Raw genomic sequence first — 20,968 nt, 5'->3', positions numbered from 1 at the left:
AAGCAACTATCTACACCCCTGATTGTCTGATGATTACTTTAAACCAGCAATATAGTCAGCAACTGCTTGTGCTTCAGCTTCGTTTGTAATAACAGCAGGCATTGAATTTAGACCGTTCATTACTACAGTTTTTACGTGTTCAGCATCTAGACCACCAGTTAAAGCTGGTCCCATACCGCCACCTAAGTCACCACCGTGACAGCCGATACAAGAAGATTGTACGATTGCTGCAGCATCGATTTCTGCAGTAGCTTCACCGCTTTCGCCTTCAGTTGCTTCATCTTTGTTTCCAGCGCCTTGTAATGACATGAAGAAAATAAGTCCGATACCGAATGCCATAATTAGGACGTAAGGAATAAGTGGATTGTTTTTCATAGCGTATATACCCTCCCTCATTTAAAAACTGCTTCTATAAATATAGAATCATTTCAACAATCATTATTGTACTTCATTAATGGAGAAACGAAAAGCCCTAAAAGGGAACTTTTCTTTTGTTTGTAACAAATTTGACATTTATGCGTCAATAACTGACATCTCTAATAGACAACGACATACATGCTATATGGCAGAGGTCGAGTTTGAGAACATGACTTCAATCTCTTCACTCGCTAATACTTCACTGCGGGCATTAGGTTCCAATATTTTATAAAATAAATAAATTTATACAGTTTGATTTTACATATTCATTGCACTATAAATGATGATCGCCACCATTCCAAGTAAACCCGATATAGTAAAATAAATTAACTTCATTTTTAATCCCGACAAAAACCAGAATAGGCTATTTCCCATCAGTACACTATAAATAGCTAAATCATTTTTAGGTAAATACGTTAAGCACAATTTAACTGTAAGACCTAATAGTATCAGTGCTCCACTAATATAAAGAACGGGTGTTAACAGTTCATTCTTTTTAGCATAATAAAATGTTGCAAATAGCGTACCTATAGCAAGTATTGTGGCTGGAATCGCTACGAACCATACCGCATCAATCGTGAATAATAACGCAAATAATATAATTGCTAGTAATGGAAATAGAACAAACATCCATTGCCGCTTTTGCTTTTCCTTGCCTTTCACAGACTGCTTTGCCTTTCCCATAAGTTCTTCACTTTCATGATTGCCACCTGTATAAAGCGTCATTAAAAAATCGCAATAGTGTTCTGGTAATAACTTATTTTTTCGCCAAAATGTAATTTCATTAATAATAATCTGTTTGCGTTGATTTGCCATGCATGCATCTCCAAAATTTATATAATTTATAAAACTATTCTAACGGATACTATAGTCATTCGAAATCCACAAAAAGTAACATCACCATAAAAATTCTGATTTTTTTATATGACTAAATACATAAATAAGCGAATAACAGCATGTACAATGCTCTACTCTTTTACTAAAAAAAGAGTGTAGATCGTAGTCGAATGATCGACGTTCTCTACACTCTTGTACATATTAAAATGACATCATTATTCTAAAAAATCTTTTAAGCGTTTTGAACGTGATGGATGACGTAATTTACGCAATGCTTTTGCCTCAATTTGACGAATACGTTCACGTGTTACACCAAACACTTTCCCTACTTCTTCAAGCGTGCGTGTACGGCCGTCATCTAATCCAAATCGCAAACGAAGCACGTTCTCTTCACGATCTGTTAACGTATCTAACACATCTTCTAGCTGTTCTTTTAACAATTCATATGCTGCATGGTCTGAAGGTGATTGTGCTTCAGAATCTTCAATGAAGTCCCCTAAATGCGAATCATCTTCTTCCCCAATCGGTGTTTCTAAAGAAACAGGCTCTTGTGCGATTTTTAAAATCTCACGTACCTTTTCAGGTGTTAAGTCCATTTCCTCACCGATTTCTTCCGGAGACGGTTCACGTCCTAAATCTTGCAATAACTGACGTTGAACACGGATTAATTTATTGATTGTTTCAACCATATGCACTGGGATACGAATCGTACGTGCTTGGTCAGCAATCGCACGCGTAATCGCTTGGCGAATCCACCATGTTGCATACGTTGAAAATTTAAATCCTTTTCGGTGGTCAAACTTTTCAACCGCTTTAATTAACCCCATATTTCCTTCTTGAATCAGGTCTAAGAAAAGCATACCGCGACCCACATAGCGTTTTGCAATGGATACTACTAGACGTAAGTTTGCTTCAGCTAAACGTTTTCGCGCTTCCTCATCACCTTGCTCGATACGCTCTGCTAAGCGAATTTCTTCTTCGGCGGAAAGTAAATCAACACGGCCAATTTCTTTTAAATACATGCGAACTGGGTCGTTAATTTTTACACCAGGAGGAACACTTAAATCATTTAAATCAAATGCTTCTTCGCTTGCTTCCTGCTTTGACAATGCTTCTTCTTCAAACTCTTCCTTACCTTCAACTTGCACATCATTTTTTTCAATTTCATCTGCGAAATTAAAAACTTCTTCTGTATCTAAATCAAATGCTGCAAGCTTATCTGAAATTTCTTTCATAGAAATTTCACCATCTTGTTTTGCCTTCGCTTTCAGAAGCGCCTTCACCCCATCTAAAGTAAGTTCATTTCCTGTTTCTTTCGAACGTTCTGACTTGTCCGCCATAAACCTTCCTCCTTCTATGCAAACCGAATCGGATTACATGCTCGATAGTTGCCGCTTTAACTCAATTTGTTTAGTAACTAAATCACGAGCTCGTAGGTAATCAAACATTTTCTCCGCTTCTTTACTTTCATGAATTAAATGATCTATTTCTAATTGAATACGATGTTTCTTTATATGCTTTAAACAATCGGCAATTTCCTGTTCACTATGATCAGGGTCTCGCTCAACTAATGCAGCTTCCATGACAATTTTCCGAAGATTAGCATCATCTAACAATTCTACAAAGCGATGGTAATCAGGTGATGCATACTCCTCGTAAAAACCGATTAGTTTCACAAAAACCGTTTTATAATCATCCCGAATGAACGGATTTGGGTCTTCACTCTTTAAGAGTTTGTCAACAACATAAACATTATGCAACATATGTGAAAGTAATAATCGCTCGGCACGTTCTGTAGCAGTTAATGGCTTGTTAGGCGTCACCGATTGTTGCTCAATACGCTCTATTTTCTTTTGAGCTTGCTTATGATGTTTCACTTGTTCCGCTTCAAACTTGCGGTACTCGGCTTCAATTGCTTGTTTCGTAATATTCGTCTCTTTCGCAAGCTGATTAATGTATAAATCACGCTCAATTGGTGACGTTTTACCGACTAAATGCTCGAGTACTTCATGAATGTATTGGAACGTATCATTTTCAAATTGGAAATTTTTCCCCCGTCTTGCATGCATCATCATAAATGCAATATACGCATACGGTTTTTCTAATATTTGATTTGTAAAACTTTCTGCCCCATACTGATTAATATAATCATCCGGGTCCATTTTATTAGGCAATATTGCAACTTCGACTTTTATCTTTTCAGCATGCAATAGCTCAGCAGCACGTTTTGCCCCTTCAACACCAGCATTATCCCCGTCATAGCAAATCGTAATTTGCTCCGCTAAGCGCTTAAGCTTTTGGACATGCTGTGGTGTCAGCGACGTTCCCATCGTAGCGACTGCATTGTACACACCCGCACGGTTCGCAGCCAACACATCCATAAACCCTTCCATCAGGATAATTTTGCGTGTTTTACGAATCGATGCACGTGCTTTATCTAAATTGTAAAGCACTTGACTTTTATGAAATATTGGTGACTCTGGACTGTTTAAATATTTCGCTTCTTCTGCCTCACTATTTAAAATTCGCCCTGAAAACGCAATTCCCTTTCCGTTTTCATCGCGAATTGGAAACATAATTCGACCTCGAAAACGATCAAAATATCGATTATCGTTTTCTTTATGAATAATTAAGCCGCCTATTGCCATATCCTCTAACGTAAAACCTTTGCGTTCCAGCAGCGTTGTCAGTGCATCCCACTGAGGCAAAGCCCAACCAATTTTATGTGTATCAATGAGCTCGCGTGTAAAACCACGCTCTAGTAAATAATTTAGTGCCGGCTCGCCCTCTTCCGTGTTAATAAGTAAGTGATGGTAAAACTCTATTGCAAACTCATGCGCCTCACGCATTTTTTGTTCTGTTGGTGAGAGCCCTTTTACCACTTCTCCACTCTGTGGTTGCACATCAACTTGAATGCCGACACGTTCTGCAAGCTTTACTACTGCATCAGGAAATGAAACATTTTCAATATCCATGACAAATGTAAGAGCATTGCCACCGGCGCCACAACCAAAGCAGTGGAAAATTTGCTTATCTTGAGATACTGAAAAAGAGGGTGTTTGTTCGCCATGAAATGGGCATAATCCGAACCAGTTACGCCCTCTTCTTGTTAACTGCATATAGTCACTAATGACGTCGACTATATCAGACTGCGAACGAATCTGCTCAATTAAATGTTCAGGTATTTTCCCAGTCATGTCATCACCATTCTTTTTTGTCCTTAAACACAATTCGAGATAAAACGAAAAATCCCTCTAAATTTCGACAAAAATTTTAATATTCTTCATACCTTTTGTCTCTTTGCGAATATTTTTACCACAATTTTATTATTATAAAACAAATTCCAAAATAATTCCATACTTTTTTACTATAGCACGTTAAAAAAACCTCCTCCTAGAGTCGAGGTGGTTTAAGTTTTACATAATCGTTATATGATTTTTCCCTGTTCAATTTTTTCAACAATACAGTTGGCTGTTTCTTCAACTGCTTTATTGGTGACATCAATTACTTCGCAGCCTACTTTTTCGGCTATTCGATAGAAGTGACGAATCTCCTCTTCAATCCGAGAATGCTGTGCATAAACAGCCCCCTCCGTTAAACCAAGGGCAATTAACCGCTCTTTCCGTATATTATTTAATTGTCCTGGTGAAATAACTAAACCAAAACACTTTTTCGGGTCAACATGAAATAATTCGACCGGCGGCTCCACTTCAGGCACTAACGGCACATTTGCCACTTTATAGCGTTTGTGGGCTAAATATTGCGATAAGGGGGTTTTTGATGTACGTGAAACACCAATCAACACAATGTCAGCTAATAAAATCCCCCGCGGATCGCGACCATCATCGTACTTTACTGCAAACTCAATGGCTTCAATTTTTTTAAAATAGTAATCATCTAGTTGATGGACGATACCAGGTTTTTCTAATGGCTTTGTATTGATTTTTTTCTCTACCGCATCAAGCATTGGCCCAAGTAAATCAATAACTGTGACCCCTTCTTGCTGGCTCACTGCTACCATTACACTACGAAGCTGATGTAACACAAGCGTAAAAATAATGATGGCATCTTGTCTCCTGGCCATTTTTACAATTTGTTCAATATGCTCTACTTCTTGAATATGAGGAAATCGCTGAATGGCAACATGCTCAAATGTCGGTCTAAACTGGCTTACTACTGCCTTTACAGCGACCTCCCCTGTTTCACCGACTGAATCCGACACAACAAAAAAACGCAACGTTTTCATACGTCACTTCCTACAACTCATGCGTTTCCGCAAGCGAAATAAACGCCTTTGTAATATTCGTTTTCGTTAACCGTCCTACAATTTCAAGTCCTGACTCTTTTTCATGTACGACAGGCATAGAATCGATTTCACGATCAATCAATTTTTTAGCTGCTAAAATAAGTGAATCATATTTTGTGCAGTATGCGATATTCGGCATACGGGTCATAATAATATGAACAGGAATCTTCGTTAAATCTTGTGTACCAATGCTTGTACGTAGCAAATCTTTTCGAGATAATACACCTTGCAAATGTTTATCTTTATCTACTACAAACAGTGTTCCTACGTCTTCTGAAAACATACGTAAAATAGCATCATATACCGTTAGATTTTCAGAAACTACAACCGGCATAGACTGGAAATCTTTCACTTTCAAATTCATCATGGATTCTGTTAAGGATACTGTTGTTTTCTTCCCAGCATAGAAGTATCCTACACGTGGTCTTGCGTCTAAAAAGCCCGCCATTGTTAAAATCGCTAAATCCGGTCTTAACGTAGCCCGTGTTAAACTCAGGCGCTCAGCAATTTGTTCACCTGTAATAGGGCCGTTCTCTTTTACGATTTGTAAAATAGCGTCTTGACGTTTATTGAGTTCTATTGGACTCACCCGCCTCAAATAATGTTATACTTATTCGACTAATATTATATACTATTTCGTGAATGATTGCGAAGAATAAAACTAGAATGTTCTTTATTGACACTTCAAACGTTTTATTGCAATATGTACAGTATAAACTGAATAGGCGATGAACGGGATAATAAGTAATTTTTCAAATGACTAGCGAGTAGGGATGGTGAAAGCCTACAACTGAAAAATGAAACGGCACCCCGTGAGCTAACGTTTCGAAAGAGGTTTGTTTGATCGGCATGTGCGCATTTTTCTATGTGACGTCCCTCTCAAGCAAGCAAGCGGGGTGGAACCGCGGGTGGAAACACTCGTCCCCGGGCAACATATGACGCCCGGAGACGAGTGTTTTTGTTTTTCGGGCAATAATCAAGGAGGAATTTTTCATGACACAAAAATCAATGGAAACAATCGTAAGCTTAGCGAAACAACGAGGATTTGTATTCCCTGGTTCTGAGATCTACGGGGGTCTTGCGAACACTTGGGATTACGGTCCACTAGGTGTGGAGTTAAAAAACAATGTTAAAAAAGCTTGGTGGCAAAAATTCGTACAAGAATCCGAGCATAACGTAGGGCTTGATGCTGCCATTTTAATGAACCCTCGTGCTTGGGTAGCATCTGGTCACGTTGGTAACTTCAACGACCCAATGATCGACTGTAAAGCATGTAAGGCGCGTCATCGTGCAGATAAATTAATCGAAGATGCTTCTTTAACGAAAACAGGGAAAGAAATTATCGTTGACGGTATGAGCTTTGACCAAATGAAAGCAAAAATGGACGAATTAGAAGTTAATTGTCCAGACTGTGGCAAAAACGACTGGACAGACATTCGTCAGTTCAACTTAATGTTCAAAACACACCAAGGCGTTACAGAAAGCTCTTCAAACGAAATTTACTTACGTCCCGAAACAGCGCAAGGTATTTTTGTAAACTTTAAAAATGTACAGCGTTCAATGCGTAAACGTACACCATTCGGTATCGCACAAATCGGTAAATCATTCCGTAACGAAATTACACCAGGTAACTTCACGTTCCGTACACGTGAGTTCGAGCAAATGGAGCTTGAATTCTTCTGTAAACCAGGGGAAGACCTTGAGTGGCACACATATTGGAAAGAATTCTGTAAAAACTGGTTACTTGCACTTGGTATGAAAGAAGAGTCTATGCGCCTTCGTGACCACGAGGACGATGAGTTATCACACTACTCAAACGCGACAACAGATATCGAGTTCCGCTTCCCATTCGGTTGGGGCGAGCTTTGGGGTATTGCAGACCGTACAGACTATGATTTAAAACAACATATGGAGCACTCTGGTGAAGACTTCACATACATCGACCCAGTAACAAATGAACGCTATGTTCCTTACTGTATCGAGCCATCTTTAGGGGCAGACCGTGTCACATTAGCATTCTTATGTGACGCTTATGAGGAAGAAGAGCTTGAAGGCGGCGATGTACGTAACGTATTACGCTTCCACCCAGCCCTTGCACCATTTAAAGCAGCCGTATTACCACTTTCTAAAAAATTATCAGAAGGGGCAGAAGCTGTTTGGGCTGAATTACGCAAAGCATTCCCAGTAGATTACGATGAGTCACAATCAATCGGTAAACGCTACCGTCGCCAAGACGAAATCGGTACACCATTCTGTATCACATACGACTTCGACTCAGCAGAAGACGGCCAAGTAACAGTCCGCCACCGCGACTCTATGGAGCAAATCCGCATGCCGATTTCAGAAGTAAAAGCTTATATCGAAAAGCACTTACACTTCTAATTGTACTAGGGACTTCGTTCACGCCAGTGAGCGAAGTCCTTTTTTAGATGCATGCGGATTTGCGACGAGGATTGTGGCGCTAGCGACAACCGCAGGAGCACTTTTTGGGCATGCCGATTTCAGAAGTAAAAGCTTATATCGAACAGCACTTACACTTCTAATTGTACTAGAGACTTAATCTCCCCACTTTTCAACTATCCCCCAATAATAACTTACTGAAAATTCAATAAAATATATAACCAAACGAACAATACTTCGTTATAATCAAATAAATGGGACTGTTAGAAATAGGAGGGGGAAATATGTTCTTTCAGCTAAGAGAAACAAAAAAAAGTGAAGTTGATACTTATGATCAAGTGCGACAATTAGTCACAGCAACTTTACACCAAGAATGTCCACATCATAGTTCCAAATATCATTTATTACATACAGCAAACTTGCAGCTAGAACAATATCGTGACGCAATAGACTTTTTTCGTTCACAATGTGATGTCACAACAGCGCTCGGTACATTTTCAAAAAATGCCTATAATAAAGCCAATACAAAATATCATCAGCTTTATTTAATTATACGAGCCTATATGCACCTTAGCGATGAACGCCAACGCGAGCATTTCAATCATCACTTTCGATTTTCAAAGGAACAGATTGAAACAATGTATCACTACTATGAACAATACGCTACTCATATTAAAACACTTGCATTAGAGGAAGGGTTTTGGCATGCCTTAAAGGAAGATTTAATCCCTCTTCTTACACAAATCGAATAAGTGAATGACTCGTCCTTTCCCACTTTTAAAGATAAACCGTTGTAATCCAGAAAAAAATTGCGCTCTTATATCGATATAAAGTGATATAAGAGCGCATTTCTCTAATGTTCTTCGTCATTTTTACTTTTTGGCTGAAGTTGCGGTGTTCGTTCTAATTGTTCAATAAAGGTTCTTGATTTTAAACGAATCCCTGTCTGTTCTTCATAAATCGTTGTAACAATTTTTTTTATAAAGTTTTTCGTTTGTGGCTTTAGTTCAATTTTACCTACTTGGTCAATAGACATACTGTAAAACATACGAATCAATTTTAACTGCGTTGGAGAGAGTCTGATAATGTACGGGTCTAAATGAAAACAACTGTGACAAAGGAATCCACCTTGTGTAAATGAAAACGCAAATTCCCCTTCTACCGCTCCGCACCCTGCACAGCAGTGAAGGATTGGTTGTACACCTGTATACGGCAACATCTTCCAATCCACAAACAATGTAATCGCTTCTGGGTCATAGCCTTCATCAATCGCATTTAACGCTTGCAGTAATACCTCATACGCGTACGGCTCTTCACGCCCTTCCTCAACTAACCGATCAACAAGTTCCACAATATAGCTTGCATAAGCCGTTGCGATAATATCTGTTTGCAATGTACGCATCGAACTAAAATGCTCACCTTGTTGCAATGTTCCCATTCCACTCGTTCGTTGCACTAAAAAAGAGCCGTGCATAAACGGCTGTGTAATCCCTGCGAGACGGCTTGTCGGTTTTTTTGCACCGCGCGCCATACATGCCACTTTCCCTGCCTCTCGCGTCATTAATGTAACAATTTTATTTGATTCACCGTACGCCTTTGCTTTCAGTACAATACCTTCCCATTTATGTAGCATATCCATCCGTCCTTAACTCGATTTCTGTTTCTATTATACACGAGAACTATACCACTCGCGTTATTTGGGTGCGAGTTGATCGTATAAAAATGATACTTTCCACAAAAAACAGATGAAGGACTAATGCAATCCTTCATCTGTTTTAACGGTATTTTAGTATTCGTCTTCACGGAAACCGAAGTCACGAAGATGCGTTTGCTTATTACGCCAATCTTTTTGCACTTTAACCCAAAGCTCTAAATATACTTTGGAGCCAAGTAACATTTCGATATCTTTACGCGCACGTGTCCCTACTTCTTTTAATAATGCACCACGTTTTCCAATCACAATCCCTTTTTGAGAGTCGCGTTCAACCATAATTGTCGCTTGCACACGAATTTTGTCTCCGTTTTCCTCATCACGTTTAATTTTGTCAATAACAACGGCAATCGAATGTGGAATTTCCTCACGTGTTAAGTGCAATACTTTTTCTCGAATTAGCTCTGAAATAATAAAGCGTTCTGGATGATCTGTCACTTGATCAGCTGGATAATATTGCGGTCCTTCTGGCAAATACTTGTCAATCGTTGCAAGTAAGTTTTCCACATTATTTCCTTCTAAAGCCGAAATCGGCACAATTTCTGCAAACGGGTATTTATCCTTATAATCTGCAATAATATCAATCAGCGCATCAGGGTGTATTTGGTCAATTTTATTAATAACTAAGAAGACCGGTGTTTTATTGCCTTCTAGCATTTCTAAAATAAATTCATCGCCTTTGCCAATTTTTTGTTCGGCATTGACCATAAACATAATAACATCGACTTCACGTAATGTATTTTTCGCTACCTTTAACATGAACTCGCCAAGCTTATGCTTCGGCTTATGAATTCCTGGCGTATCAATAAAAATCATTTGTGAATTTCCTTGTGTTAATACACCTTGCACTTTATTGCGTGTTGTTTGTGGTTTATCTGACATGATGGCAATTTTTTGTCCAATCACGCGGTTTAAAAACGTTGATTTCCCAACGTTTGGTCGGCCAATAATCGAGATAAAGCCCGATTTGAACCCTTTATCGTTTGCTAGCTGCATAATCTAAATCCTCCGGTGTGAATGCGCCTGGTAATAGCTCACCCACTGTTGTTTGTTGTACGTCACCTTTTAAGTTTGTTAAATAGACAGGCATATCTGGTGCACAAAATTCGCTCATCACTTGACGACAAGCCCCACATGGTGCACATGGACGATCTGTATCTGCTACAATAGCTAACGCTTTAAATTTCTTTATCCCTTCAGATACCGCTTTAAAAAACGCTGTACGCTCTGCACAATTCGTCATGCTATATCCTGCATTTTCAATATTGCACCCGTGGTATACTGTGCCATCTTCCGCTAGCAATGCAGCCCCCACTGGGAATTTTGAATAGGGTACATATGCCTTTTCACGTGCAATTTTTGATTGCTCTAATAACTGTTCCATGTTCATAGAAGAACAACCCCTTTCAAATAAGTATCAATTACGCCTCGGCTAACACATTTCTGGAGGCTTTTAACTACTTTTAACACACGCTGAAAGAAGTTAAAACCATTTTGGTAAAAAAATGAGTAATCCGATTATAACACTCGCTACAGCAAATACAAGTACCGCCCCTGCCGCAATATCTTTCGCTTGTTTGGCGAGCGGGTGAATAGTAGGCGAAGCAAGATCGACAACACGCTCGATCGCAGTATTGAACATTTCTGCACCGATGACAAGTGCCATCACTAGTACTAATATGATCCATTCTGTTACAGAAAGACCTGTTAAAGTACCTACTATAATCACCACTACAGCACTTAACACATGAAATCGCATATTTTGCTCTTGCATCACCGCAACGATTCCTTGTATAGCATAGCCAAATGACTTGATAAACTTACGAATATCCATTATTCACGTGATAAGCCGAACGAGCCAAGAATTTCATCTTGCTTTCCAAACATTTCTTTCTCGTCTTGCTCTGTCATATGGTCATAGCCAAGTAAATGTAGGAACCCATGGACTGCTAAAAAACCTAATTCCCGCTCAAATGAATGACCATATTCTTCTGCCTGCTCACGTGTACGATCGGTTGAAATAATAATATCGCCTAAAACGCGCGGAATACCCTCACCAATAATTTGTATTTCGCCCTCGCCCATTTCTTCCAATGCAAACGAAATGACATCAGTTGGCTGATTTTTATCACGATATTCACGATTAATTTCATGAATGGCTTCGTTTGTCACAAACGTAATAGACACTTCAGATCCTTCTTCAATATTTTCTACTTTCGCTGCATGTTGCAGCAATTTTTCAACTAACGCGATATGCTCATCCTTCACTTCATTTGTTTCATCTAAAAAATCAATATTTAAAATCATAGTTCCTCCGTTTTCTCTTTCGGGTATTCAATACGTGTATGGAAAATGCCATTTAATGTTTCACATAACACCTTTTCAATTATTTTTAACTCTTTTAGTGAAATATCACACTCGTCAAATTGATTGTCTTGGACACGATCTTGAATAATCGATTGAATCAGCTTGTGAATTTTTTCCGCATTTGGCTCTTTCATTGACCGCACAGCAGCCTCGACACTATCAGCGATACTAATAATGGCAATTTCTTTTGTTTGCGGCTTCGGTCCAGGGTAGCGGAAATCTGCTTCATTTACTTGTTTCCTATCTTCTTTTGCTTTATGCAAGAAAAATTTCAATAAACTTGTCCCGTGATGCTGTAACGCAATATCAATAATTTCTTGCGGCATTTTATGTTTGCGCAACAATTCAGCACCGTCTGTTGTATGGGCAATAATTATATCTGCACTCGCATCAGGAGGCAATGTGTCATGAGGGTTAATTCCCATTTGGTTTTCGATAAAGAATGCGGGTCTACGCGTCTTTCCGACATCATGATAATAACAACCTACTCGTGCTAGCAACCCATCTGCACCGATTGCCTCACAAGCCGCCTCAGCTAAGTTGGCAACCATTACACTATGGTGATATGTACCCGGTGTTTCTGTTAAAATTTTCTTTAATAACGGGTGATTTGGGTTCGACAGTTCAATCAAACGCATTGTCGATAAAATACCAAACATCGATTCAAAGAATGGCAATAATCCAATCGTTAATGCACCAGATAATAAACCAGACACTATCCCTGCCCCGATATAAAATGCAATTTCCGACAAGCCATAGTCAGACTGTGTCATTAACAAATAAAACGCGATAAACACTAAGTTGACAGCCATAATGACCGTACTTGCTTGCAAAATATGAGATCGCTTTTCCACGCTATGCATAAAGAACAACGAAGCAAATCCACCAAATAAAACATACAGTGCGATGTCCATTTGTAAAATGGCTGCATAGCTTTCTTGAAACATAATCCCTGCCGAAGACGCAATAAGGATTGTTACAATACTTGCAACACGTTCATTCGCAAGTAGCCTTACTAGCATTGTTGCCAAGGCTGTTGGAAAAATAAACGCTACGACAACATCAAAGTTATCGGACACGATACTCACTAATTTCATCATAATAATTGTGCCAATATATACAATGACCGACACTAATAAATAATTACGCTTTTCTTTAAATGGTATTGTTGAACGATCAAATAAAATCAGCATAAATAACATCTGTAATACGATAAATATCCCTAATCCACCTATAGGCTTTAAAGACGATTGGCTATCGACAAACCCTAGCAATTCTAATTGACGATATTTTTCACGATCAATAATTTCCCCTTCTAACACAATAATCTGACCTTGTAATATTTTTGTTGCTTCCACCGAATTACGCGCTTGTTGCCTAGCTACAGCTGTTTTTTCTTCGTTTAATATTTCGGTTTCAACAATAGCCCCACGCCCTAATGTAATGGCCACTGATAATAACGAGTTATCAATGGAAGAGGAACGAATAGTTGCTTCGATATTTGCACGTGCAGTTACTAAGTTTTCTTTACGTATACTTTCAGCAAGTGCATCCTCGACATATTTTACTAGTCTATTACGTGTATTCATCAACTGTGTTTCTGATGCCGCTAACAATGATTGCATTTCATTATCTGTTAACGATAAACCACCTTGGTTGTCTGTCACACTTTTTAATTTTGCCTTTAGTAAATCTAGCTTTTCTGTTTGTGTAAGGTCATCCTCTTTTGCTATTTCCTTTCTTGCTTCAATTGTTAAATCGATAAACAATGTTATAAGAGTTGACTTTTGTTCTGCGATTCCTTGATTTAAATCATAGATTGGAGTGACAGCATTTTCGGCATTGATCCGCTCTTGTTCGGTCTTTTCTGTATCTTCTACCGTCTTGGATGCTCGAATCGTTTCTGGTGCTAAACTTCCCATTGAAATATCATATGTAACGCCCCGTACATTATCAAGCATTAATGTAAATTGTATAGTCCCAGTTAAGATGACTACTGCCACCAAAAATGAACGGAAGCCCATTAAGTCGATAAAACGCTTTAAATGTTTTTCCATGCAGCACCTCCTATAGTGTCCATACGTTCATTTTACCAATTTCTACAGGCGATTTCATGAAAAAAGCAAAATCCTACACGGATTTTGCTTTTTTAACATATTATAATTCTTGATCAGCGTATGCCTGGATTACTTTTGCTACTAATGGATGACGTACTACATCGCCTTGCTCTAGTATTTGGAAATGAATGTCCTTGACGTATTTTAGTGTACGTTCAGCAATGATTAAACCTGATTCTTGATTTTTCGGTAAATCAATTTGTGTTTTATCACCTGTGATGACCATTTTTGACCCAAAGCCAAGACGTGTTAAAAACATCTTCATTTGTTGATGGGTTGTATTTTGCGCTTCATCCAAAATAACAAACGCATCATCCAACGTACGACCGCGCATATAAGCGAGCGGGGCAATTTCAATCGTTCCACGTTCGATTAGGCGTTGCGTTTGCTCTTGACCGTACACATCATGCAAAGCATCATATAATGGGCGTAAATACGGATCTACCTTTTCTTTTAAATCCCCTGGTAAAAATCCAAGTGATTCTCCTGCCTCTACAGCTGGACGTGTTAAAATAATACGTTTGACCTGTCCATTTTTCAGCGCTTGTGTAGCCATGACAACAGCTAAATACGTTTTCCCTGTACCAGCAGGCCCAATACAAAAGACTAAATCCCTATGGCGAATCGCTTTAATATATTCACGTTGTCCAATTGTTTTAGCACGAATTGCTTTTCCCTTTGTCGTACGGGCAATCTCTTCATCATAAAGTTCTGCAAAGTATTCAATTGTTCCTTTTCCAGCCATTTCAATTGCTGTCGCGACATCGCGTTGATCAATGTTAATGCCTTTGCGAATGACTTGCAAAAGGCCACGTAAAACGGCTGTTGCGCACTCTTTTTTAGCATCATTCTCACCAGCGATTTGAATGATTCCACCGCGTGTAATGATTTGCACCTCAAATGTTTCTTCAATTAATTTTAAATTCGCATCCGACATTCCTAAAAGCATGACCGCTTCATTTGGATTATCGACTAAAAGTTCCGACATATTTTCTGACATAAATCATTCTCCTTGATAAATAGGGTAGGGTGTTGCAATATTTTCATTTACCAAAAATAGGACTTCCCCTTTAACTGTATCATCATCAAACGTAACGTGCAAAATTTTTTCGGCTTTAATCGTCGTCTTAGGCGGTAAGCTTTGTAAAATTTTTTTATGAAGTAACGGGAGTATAATCGTTTCAAGATTATCTTCCGTTAACACCTGTTCATGTTTTTGATAAGACTGCTCTTTTACAATCCGCATATATTGTCTTATCCATGAAGGAAGTTTTATTTCATCAGCATAAGATTTCTGATCTGTTACAACTTTCCAAGATGTTTCCACCGGTGTATAATACGTTACTCGTTTATTTAACGTAAACGCTGTTTCAAACCAGTAATCTGCATAAACTTCACCTTCTGCTCCGACAACCACATGCCTGTCTCCTGCCTCTAAAACACCTGATACAAGTGTATCTCCTTTATAAACGGTCATATTTGTATCAACTACCCTTACGCCACTCTTTAAAAAATAATGGGTAATGACACCATTATTATTTGCGATTAAATGCATCGGTTCCTCAGATTTCGTCTTTACCTCAGTTTCTGGTGCGAGCTGCAAATCGATTGTAATATCTCCACCACTTTTTATAAAGTGTACCCAAGATAGCTCAGGAAATGCCGCCATCAGTCGTTGTCGCAACTCATAGTCTGTCGGCAATTCATTTTTCGTAAGCGGAACGGAAATGCCGATTTCGTCACGAAGAAATTTTTCTGCTTTATATCCTGTTTCTGGTGTAGCGCCTGTCACTTCAAGACGCCATATAAATTGCGTGCATATAATGGGTATAACGAGTAATAATAACATACCTATCAATGTTTTTGTCGTCAGTTGCAGGACGGCATCTGTCTTATCATAGCGGAGCTTCAAGCGCGCTTTTGTGTTACGTCTAATACGTCGTAATGTAGGCAAGTCACTTCTTTTTATTTCGAACGTCACATTGTGTTCCCAAAAGCGAACATTTTTTATGATAATACGTTCTTTATGTAAAAGATGGAATAAACGATTGACATGTGGCCCTTGCGTAACTTCTACTAATACTGTGCGACGGTCCATTACGCTACCCGCTTTTCTATCTTAATCTGGTGTATTGCCTTAACTTCTAAAAGAAAGCCCTCGGTTGTTAAATACTGTACGAGTAGCCCCTCTCCTTCAATTGTCAAGCGGAACTTTCCGATTGAACAACTAAAAATAGTAGCACTTACTTCATGTACATCGTATGTACCATTCCATCGAATTTGCTGAAATTGAATCCATTCTAGCATGTCATCTAACTGCATTAATGATTTCAAAAAAAAGCCCCCTTTCATTACAGTCTATGCAACAAAGGGGGCATGTATTATTTACGTTGCTTTGCTTTTGGTAATCCTAATATTTCTGAAGTAATAATCGCTTGCATTAACTGCTCTTTCGTCTGTGGAACAACGACAAGCGACTCCTTTTTTGCCTGCTGTACAATTGACCTCGAGGCGCCTAGTTCAGGGCGTGTTGATTTTCGTGGGTCTCGTACAGTTTCCTCCCGTACAAACTCTTGTACGACGGGTTTTGCTTGTTCCACAATAGGTTCATCCATTACTTGCTTCTGTCCCGTTTTTTCGTTTAATTGCCCGAAAATTTCATTCGCAAAATCCTCTAGTGATTTCACTTTCGGGCGCTCTGATGTGTTAGAACGCCTTTGTGTATTTTCTCGAGGGGGCTTTTGCTGACTAAATGGTGGCATCGCTTTTGTCGGCTTCTGTTCTTGCTTCTCTTTATTTTTCGATAATAAAGAGCTTACAATCCCGATAATAATCATCATGATTAGACCTTCCACTTAGCATCAACTCCCTTCCTCGATTATTTGTCACCTGAATTTTGATTGTCCTGTGATACTTTCGCAATTGAATCACGCATTGAAGTATCCGCTTGAATATTTTTATAATTCATATAATCCATAATACCGAAGTTCCCAGAACGTAATGCTTCCGAAATAGCCCTCGGTACTTCTGCTTCTGCTTCTACTACTTTTGCTTTCATTTCTTGTACTTTCGCTATCATTTCTTGCTCGTTCGCTACTGCCATGGCACGACGTTCTTCCGCTTTTGCTTGGGCGATATTTTTATCCGCTTGCGCTTGCTCAATTTGAAGCTCTGCACCAATGTTTTTACCAATATCTACATCCGCAATATCAATCGATAAAATCTCAAATGCTGTACCAGAATCTAACCCTTTTGAAAGTACCGTCTGTGAAATAAGATCTGGATTTTCTAGTACTTTAGCATGAGTATCCACTGACCCTATAGTGGATACAATTCCTTCACCAACACGGGCAACGATTGTTTCTTCACCTGCACCACCGACTAATCGATCGATATTCGCACGTACTGTAATACGCGCTTTTGCTTTCACTTCAATCCCATTCATTGCAACACCTGAAATAAATGGCGTTTCAATTACTTTTGGATTTACCGACATTTGTACGGCCTCTAATACGTCACGACCAGCTAAGTCAATCGCTGCGCAGCGCTCAAACGTCAATTCAATATTCGCGCGTTGTGCCGCGATTAATGCGTTAATCACACGGTCTACATTACCACCTGCTAAGTAGTGAGACTCTAATTGATTAATCGTTACATCTAATCCCGCTTTATGTGCCTTAATTAAAGGGTTTACAATGCGAGAGGGGATTACACGACGTAATCTCATACCAATTAATGTGAAAATACTTACACGAACACCGGCCGCAAGAGCACTAATCCATAGTGCAACCGGAACAAGCGTAAAGAATACTGCTAGTACGATAAATGCGACTACAATAATAAAAATTAAGCCGACCATACCTCCATCTAAAAACATGCGCTATTCCTCCATCTTTTTATAAATTTCTCTCACAACAATGCGTGAGCCTTCTACCTTAATAACCTCTACTGGCTTTCCTTTATCGATATAACTGCCTTCTGAAACCGCATCGATTCGTTCTTTATCAACGATAATCACACCGGCTGGACGAAGTGGTGTCAACGCCTCTCCCATACGACCGATTAATTCGATACGATTTGTATTGGACACATAGCCTTCTTCTGTTGTCGTTGCATCTTTTAAGACCAACTTATTAAACACATGCAACTTTTTACCGAAGAATTTCATTAAAATCACCATTCCCATCACTGCAATAAACATTGCAATAATAATTGAGTATGCCATATGTGTGACACTTGCCCCTGAAAATAACAAACTAATAATAATAAGTGCCCCACCGATAATACCCACAATACCACCTGGAACAAACAATTCTAGTATAAGCAAGATTAAACCAATGACAAACATAATAATCGTCTCATATCCTGCAAAGCCTGCAATAGTATGACCGAAGAAAAATAAACCGAATGCAGATAACGACATCGTTCCTGGCACCCCAAATCCTGGTGAATATAGTTCTAACACTAACCCAAGACTCGCAATCGACAACAAGATTGGCACAACAATCGGATTTGTAATAATGCGCGCGATATTTTCAGCTAATGTTGGTTCCAAATCAATGACGTCCGGGTTTTCAATCCCCGCCTGTTGTAGCACCTCTTCAAGCGTATTCGCTATTCCTTCTGCATAGCCTACCTCTAGTGCTTCATCAGCCGTAAGCGTTAAAAATTTACCTTCTGGTGCACGGTATTCTGGTAAATCAATTGATTTATTAGCCATCGCTAGCGCATATTTCGGATTCCTGTTAGACGATAACGCTGCTGCCTCCATTGCGGCAAACCATGCACTTTCAGCTTTTTCATCCGCCGTATTGCCTTCTCCATCAATAATCCCAGCCGCACCCATCGTAGCATTTTGGGACATATAAATCTCATCTGCATGTAGCGCGATAAAAGCTCCTGCTGAATGGGCCTTTGTATTGATATAAGCAATCACCTTCATCTCGGATTGATCTAGCAGTTTGCCTATTTTTTCAGCAGCATCCGTATAGCCACCAGGCGTATGTATTTCCAGCACAATCGCCTCCGCCTGTTGTTCTTCCGCCTCTTTAAAAGCCCTTTCTAAAAATGCTAGCAGTCCCTTTTCCACATTATCTTCAATAGGGACATGGTATACTTTGGCATTTGCAAAAGCCGTTAAACTCGGGATAATCAATAAAAATGAAAGCGTCATCATAAATAGCCAGCTAAAAACGCGTGTTTGTTTCATATTTTCGACCTCCCTTCTTATAGCTTCTCCTAATTTACGAACGACTCTCATTAAAGTTTCATAAAAAATGAATTTCTTCTCATTTTATTATAACTTATTTCTATGCATAAGACATGGCTCACCTTGTCTTGGAGCAGACGGATTTCTTTTTTCGTTGGTATTTGTTAAATAAAACGTATAACTATGTATGATTTGCTGCAAATTAAGTAAAAAGATTTCAAGGCTGTTAGGATTGTCTGAATTTTCATAGGCAATCACAAGGGCTCATAAACATTGCCTTAGACATCTTTTGCTCAAACTAAATACGCCAACATTTGCAATTGCAAATGTTGGCGTATATATTTTGTCTGCTCAGTGAATCATAAAATTGCGTGTTATGAACGTAGGGTTTTTACAGGGAAAATTACCACTTACGTTTACGTGCAGCTTCTGATTTCTTTTTACGTTTTACGCTAGGTTTTTCGTAGAACTCGCGCTTTCTAACTTCTTGAATTGTACCACTTTTTGATACAGTACGTTTGAAGCGGCGAAGAGCATCTTCAAGCGATTCGTTTTTGCGAACGACAGTTTTTGACATCTCTCTTTCCCTCCCTCCGAACACACGTCAATACATCATCAATACTGCTTATTGATGTGTACTAAAAAATTATAACGCATTGTTTTAGAGCAGTCAACAAAAACTATTAATATTAAAAGATGCAAGTATTAGCCTGTCTTGAAAGTACTTGTCATGTATATTCATGACGCCGCAGCTAACCCTTAGCTGAAGGAAATTAACTACTAATAATCAGATTGAGCAGTTAATCCTTCCATAATCGCTACACCCGAACTTGCGCCAATACGTGTAGCACCATTGTCAATCATCGTTTTCATATCCTCTAGATTACGAACGCCACCTGACGCTTTTACACCAAGATCTGGTCCGACTGTTTTCCGCATTAATGCGATATCTTCAGCCGTCGCCCCACCAGTAGAGAAGCCTGTTGATGTTTTCACAAAATCCGCTCCTGCTTCTACCGATAATTCACATGCTTTTACTTTTTCTTCATCCGTTAATAAGCATGTCTCAATAATTACTTTCACTAACGTCCCATTTGCCGCATCAACAACAGCTTTAATATCATCACGAACGGCATCGTACTCACCGTTTTTTAATGCGCCAATATTAATGACCATGTCAATTTCACCAGCTCCATTAGCAATTGCATCTTTCGTTTCAAATGCTTTTGTTGCTGGAGTAGACGCACCTAAAGGGAAACCGATTACTGTACACACTTTTACATCTGTACCAGCTAGTAATTCAGCACTATATTTCACCCAAGTAGGATTTACACATACAGAAGCGAATACATATTTTTTTGCCTCCGCGCATAATTTTTCAATTTGATCACGTGTCGCATCCGCCTTTAATAATGTGTGATCAATCATAGCAGCATAATTTTGTGTCATGTCCAATTACTCCTTTTATTTATAAGTTGTACGTACAACTATATCATACCATTGAATCGAAAAGACACAAAAAGACAAACTACTCTTTCAATTTTCCAACGACAGCTCCCTCTTAATGGTTTTATAATACGGCTTAACGTATTATCATAATAAAT

At 39.0% G+C, this 20,968-nt stretch carries 22 protein-coding genes; 2 read left to right on the top strand and 20 right to left on the bottom strand.

The genetic code is table 11. The annotated features are described in order from the left end of the window. Positions 1-33: 33 nt before the first annotated feature. The 6 genes from AC3II9_RS01640 to ccpN all read right to left on the bottom strand — a co-directional run bounded on the left by AC3II9_RS01640 (position 34) and on the right by ccpN (position 6,149). Positions 34-375: a c-type cytochrome gene (locus tag AC3II9_RS01640; protein ID WP_489152735.1), complete on the bottom strand. Its 342-nt coding sequence runs from the start codon at positions 373-375 to the stop codon at positions 34-36. A gap of 300 nt (positions 376-675) precedes the next feature. Further along, positions 676-1,233, bottom strand: coding sequence for a hypothetical protein (locus tag AC3II9_RS01635; RefSeq protein WP_489152734.1), 558 nt, complete (start codon positions 1,231-1,233; stop codon positions 676-678). A 236-nt stretch (positions 1,234-1,469) separates the two neighbouring features. Beyond that, a complete protein-coding gene (gene rpoD / locus AC3II9_RS01630) occupies positions 1,470-2,594 on the bottom strand; it encodes an RNA polymerase sigma factor RpoD (RefSeq protein ID WP_391367183.1) in 1,125 nt (374 codons plus the stop codon). A 33-nt stretch (positions 2,595-2,627) separates the two neighbouring features. Beyond that, on the bottom strand, positions 2,628-4,451 hold the full coding sequence (gene dnaG / locus AC3II9_RS01625; protein WP_489152733.1) for a DNA primase: 1,824 nt from the start codon (positions 4,449-4,451) through the stop codon (positions 2,628-2,630). Between the two features lie 230 nt (positions 4,452-4,681). Further along, positions 4,682-5,500 (bottom strand): pyruvate, water dikinase regulatory protein, encoded by an 819-nt coding sequence (locus tag AC3II9_RS01620; protein ID WP_489152732.1) that lies wholly within the window; start codon positions 5,498-5,500, stop codon positions 4,682-4,684. A 10-nt stretch (positions 5,501-5,510) separates the two neighbouring features. Next, positions 5,511-6,149: a transcriptional regulator CcpN gene (ccpN, locus tag AC3II9_RS01615; RefSeq protein ID WP_489152731.1), complete on the bottom strand. Its 639-nt coding sequence runs from the start codon at positions 6,147-6,149 to the stop codon at positions 5,511-5,513. Positions 6,150-6,553: 404 nt separating this feature from the next. On the opposite strand from ccpN, the gene AC3II9_RS01610 reads away from it, so the two are divergent. Next, on the top strand, positions 6,554-7,942 hold the full coding sequence (locus tag AC3II9_RS01610) for a glycine--tRNA ligase (RefSeq protein ID WP_489152730.1): 1,389 nt from the start codon (positions 6,554-6,556) through the stop codon (positions 7,940-7,942). A gap of 302 nt (positions 7,943-8,244) precedes the next feature. Continuing rightward, positions 8,245-8,712 (top strand): hypothetical protein, encoded by a 468-nt coding sequence (locus AC3II9_RS01605; protein WP_489152729.1) that lies wholly within the window; start codon positions 8,245-8,247, stop codon positions 8,710-8,712. 101 nt (positions 8,713-8,813) lie between these two features. Here the strand turns inward: AC3II9_RS01605 and recO are convergent, their stop codons facing one another. The 14 genes from recO to deoC form a co-directional block, all read right to left on the bottom strand. Continuing rightward, positions 8,814-9,593 (bottom strand): DNA repair protein RecO, encoded by a 780-nt coding sequence (recO, locus tag AC3II9_RS01600; protein ID WP_489152728.1) that lies wholly within the window; start codon positions 9,591-9,593, stop codon positions 8,814-8,816. A gap of 153 nt (positions 9,594-9,746) precedes the next feature. After that, the gene (gene era, locus AC3II9_RS01595; protein ID WP_391367162.1) at positions 9,747-10,667 is read right to left on the bottom strand and encodes a GTPase Era; all 921 of its coding nucleotides are present in this window, start codon (positions 10,665-10,667) and stop codon (positions 9,747-9,749) included. Next, positions 10,648-11,061: a cytidine deaminase gene (locus tag AC3II9_RS01590; protein ID WP_391367159.1), complete on the bottom strand. Its 414-nt coding sequence runs from the start codon at positions 11,059-11,061 to the stop codon at positions 10,648-10,650. The genes era and AC3II9_RS01590 overlap by 20 nt, the downstream gene beginning before the upstream one ends. A gap of 93 nt (positions 11,062-11,154) precedes the next feature. Beyond that, positions 11,155-11,505 carry a diacylglycerol kinase family protein gene (locus tag AC3II9_RS01585; RefSeq protein WP_489152727.1) on the bottom strand — a complete coding sequence of 117 codons (351 nt, stop codon included), beginning with the start codon at positions 11,503-11,505 and terminating at the stop codon, positions 11,155-11,157. Next, positions 11,505-11,978, bottom strand: coding sequence for an rRNA maturation RNase YbeY (gene ybeY / locus AC3II9_RS01580; protein WP_489152726.1), 474 nt, complete (start codon positions 11,976-11,978; stop codon positions 11,505-11,507). Before ybeY ends, AC3II9_RS01585 begins: the two co-directional genes overlap by 1 nt. Continuing rightward, complete coding sequence (locus AC3II9_RS01575) at positions 11,975-14,095, bottom strand: HD family phosphohydrolase (RefSeq protein ID WP_489152725.1); 2,121 nt, start codon at positions 14,093-14,095, stop codon at positions 11,975-11,977. Before AC3II9_RS01575 ends, ybeY begins: the two co-directional genes overlap by 4 nt. A 100-nt stretch (positions 14,096-14,195) precedes the next feature. After that, positions 14,196-15,155: a PhoH family protein gene (locus AC3II9_RS01570; RefSeq protein ID WP_489152724.1), complete on the bottom strand. Its 960-nt coding sequence runs from the start codon at positions 15,153-15,155 to the stop codon at positions 14,196-14,198. Between the two features lie 3 nt (positions 15,156-15,158). Further along, complete coding sequence (locus AC3II9_RS01565) at positions 15,159-16,253, bottom strand: sporulation protein YqfD (RefSeq protein WP_489152723.1); 1,095 nt, start codon at positions 16,251-16,253, stop codon at positions 15,159-15,161. Then, entirely contained in the window at positions 16,253-16,489 is a 237-nt protein-coding gene (locus AC3II9_RS01560) for a hypothetical protein (protein WP_489152722.1), read from the bottom strand. The genes AC3II9_RS01565 and AC3II9_RS01560 overlap by 1 nt, the downstream gene beginning before the upstream one ends. Before the next feature lie 47 nt (positions 16,490-16,536). Further along, positions 16,537-16,995: a hypothetical protein gene (locus tag AC3II9_RS01555; RefSeq protein WP_489152721.1), complete on the bottom strand. Its 459-nt coding sequence runs from the start codon at positions 16,993-16,995 to the stop codon at positions 16,537-16,539. A gap of 38 nt (positions 16,996-17,033) precedes the next feature. After that, complete coding sequence (gene floA, locus AC3II9_RS01550; RefSeq protein ID WP_391367139.1) at positions 17,034-18,032, bottom strand: flotillin-like protein FloA; 999 nt, start codon at positions 18,030-18,032, stop codon at positions 17,034-17,036. Between the two features lie 3 nt (positions 18,033-18,035). Beyond that, the gene (locus AC3II9_RS01545) at positions 18,036-19,364 is read right to left on the bottom strand and encodes an NfeD family protein (protein WP_489152720.1); all 1,329 of its coding nucleotides are present in this window, start codon (positions 19,362-19,364) and stop codon (positions 18,036-18,038) included. A 403-nt stretch (positions 19,365-19,767) separates the two neighbouring features. Further along, the gene (gene rpsU, locus AC3II9_RS01540) at positions 19,768-19,941 is read right to left on the bottom strand and encodes a 30S ribosomal protein S21 (RefSeq protein WP_004227078.1); all 174 of its coding nucleotides are present in this window, start codon (positions 19,939-19,941) and stop codon (positions 19,768-19,770) included. 203 nt (positions 19,942-20,144) lie between these two features. Beyond that, on the bottom strand, positions 20,145-20,813 hold the full coding sequence (gene deoC, locus AC3II9_RS01535; protein ID WP_489152719.1) for a deoxyribose-phosphate aldolase: 669 nt from the start codon (positions 20,811-20,813) through the stop codon (positions 20,145-20,147). Between the last annotated feature and the right edge of the window lie 155 nt (positions 20,814-20,968).

Source organism: Lysinibacillus sp. RU7, assembly GCF_057837305.1.
This window is presented reverse-complemented; position numbering and strand designations above follow the sequence as displayed.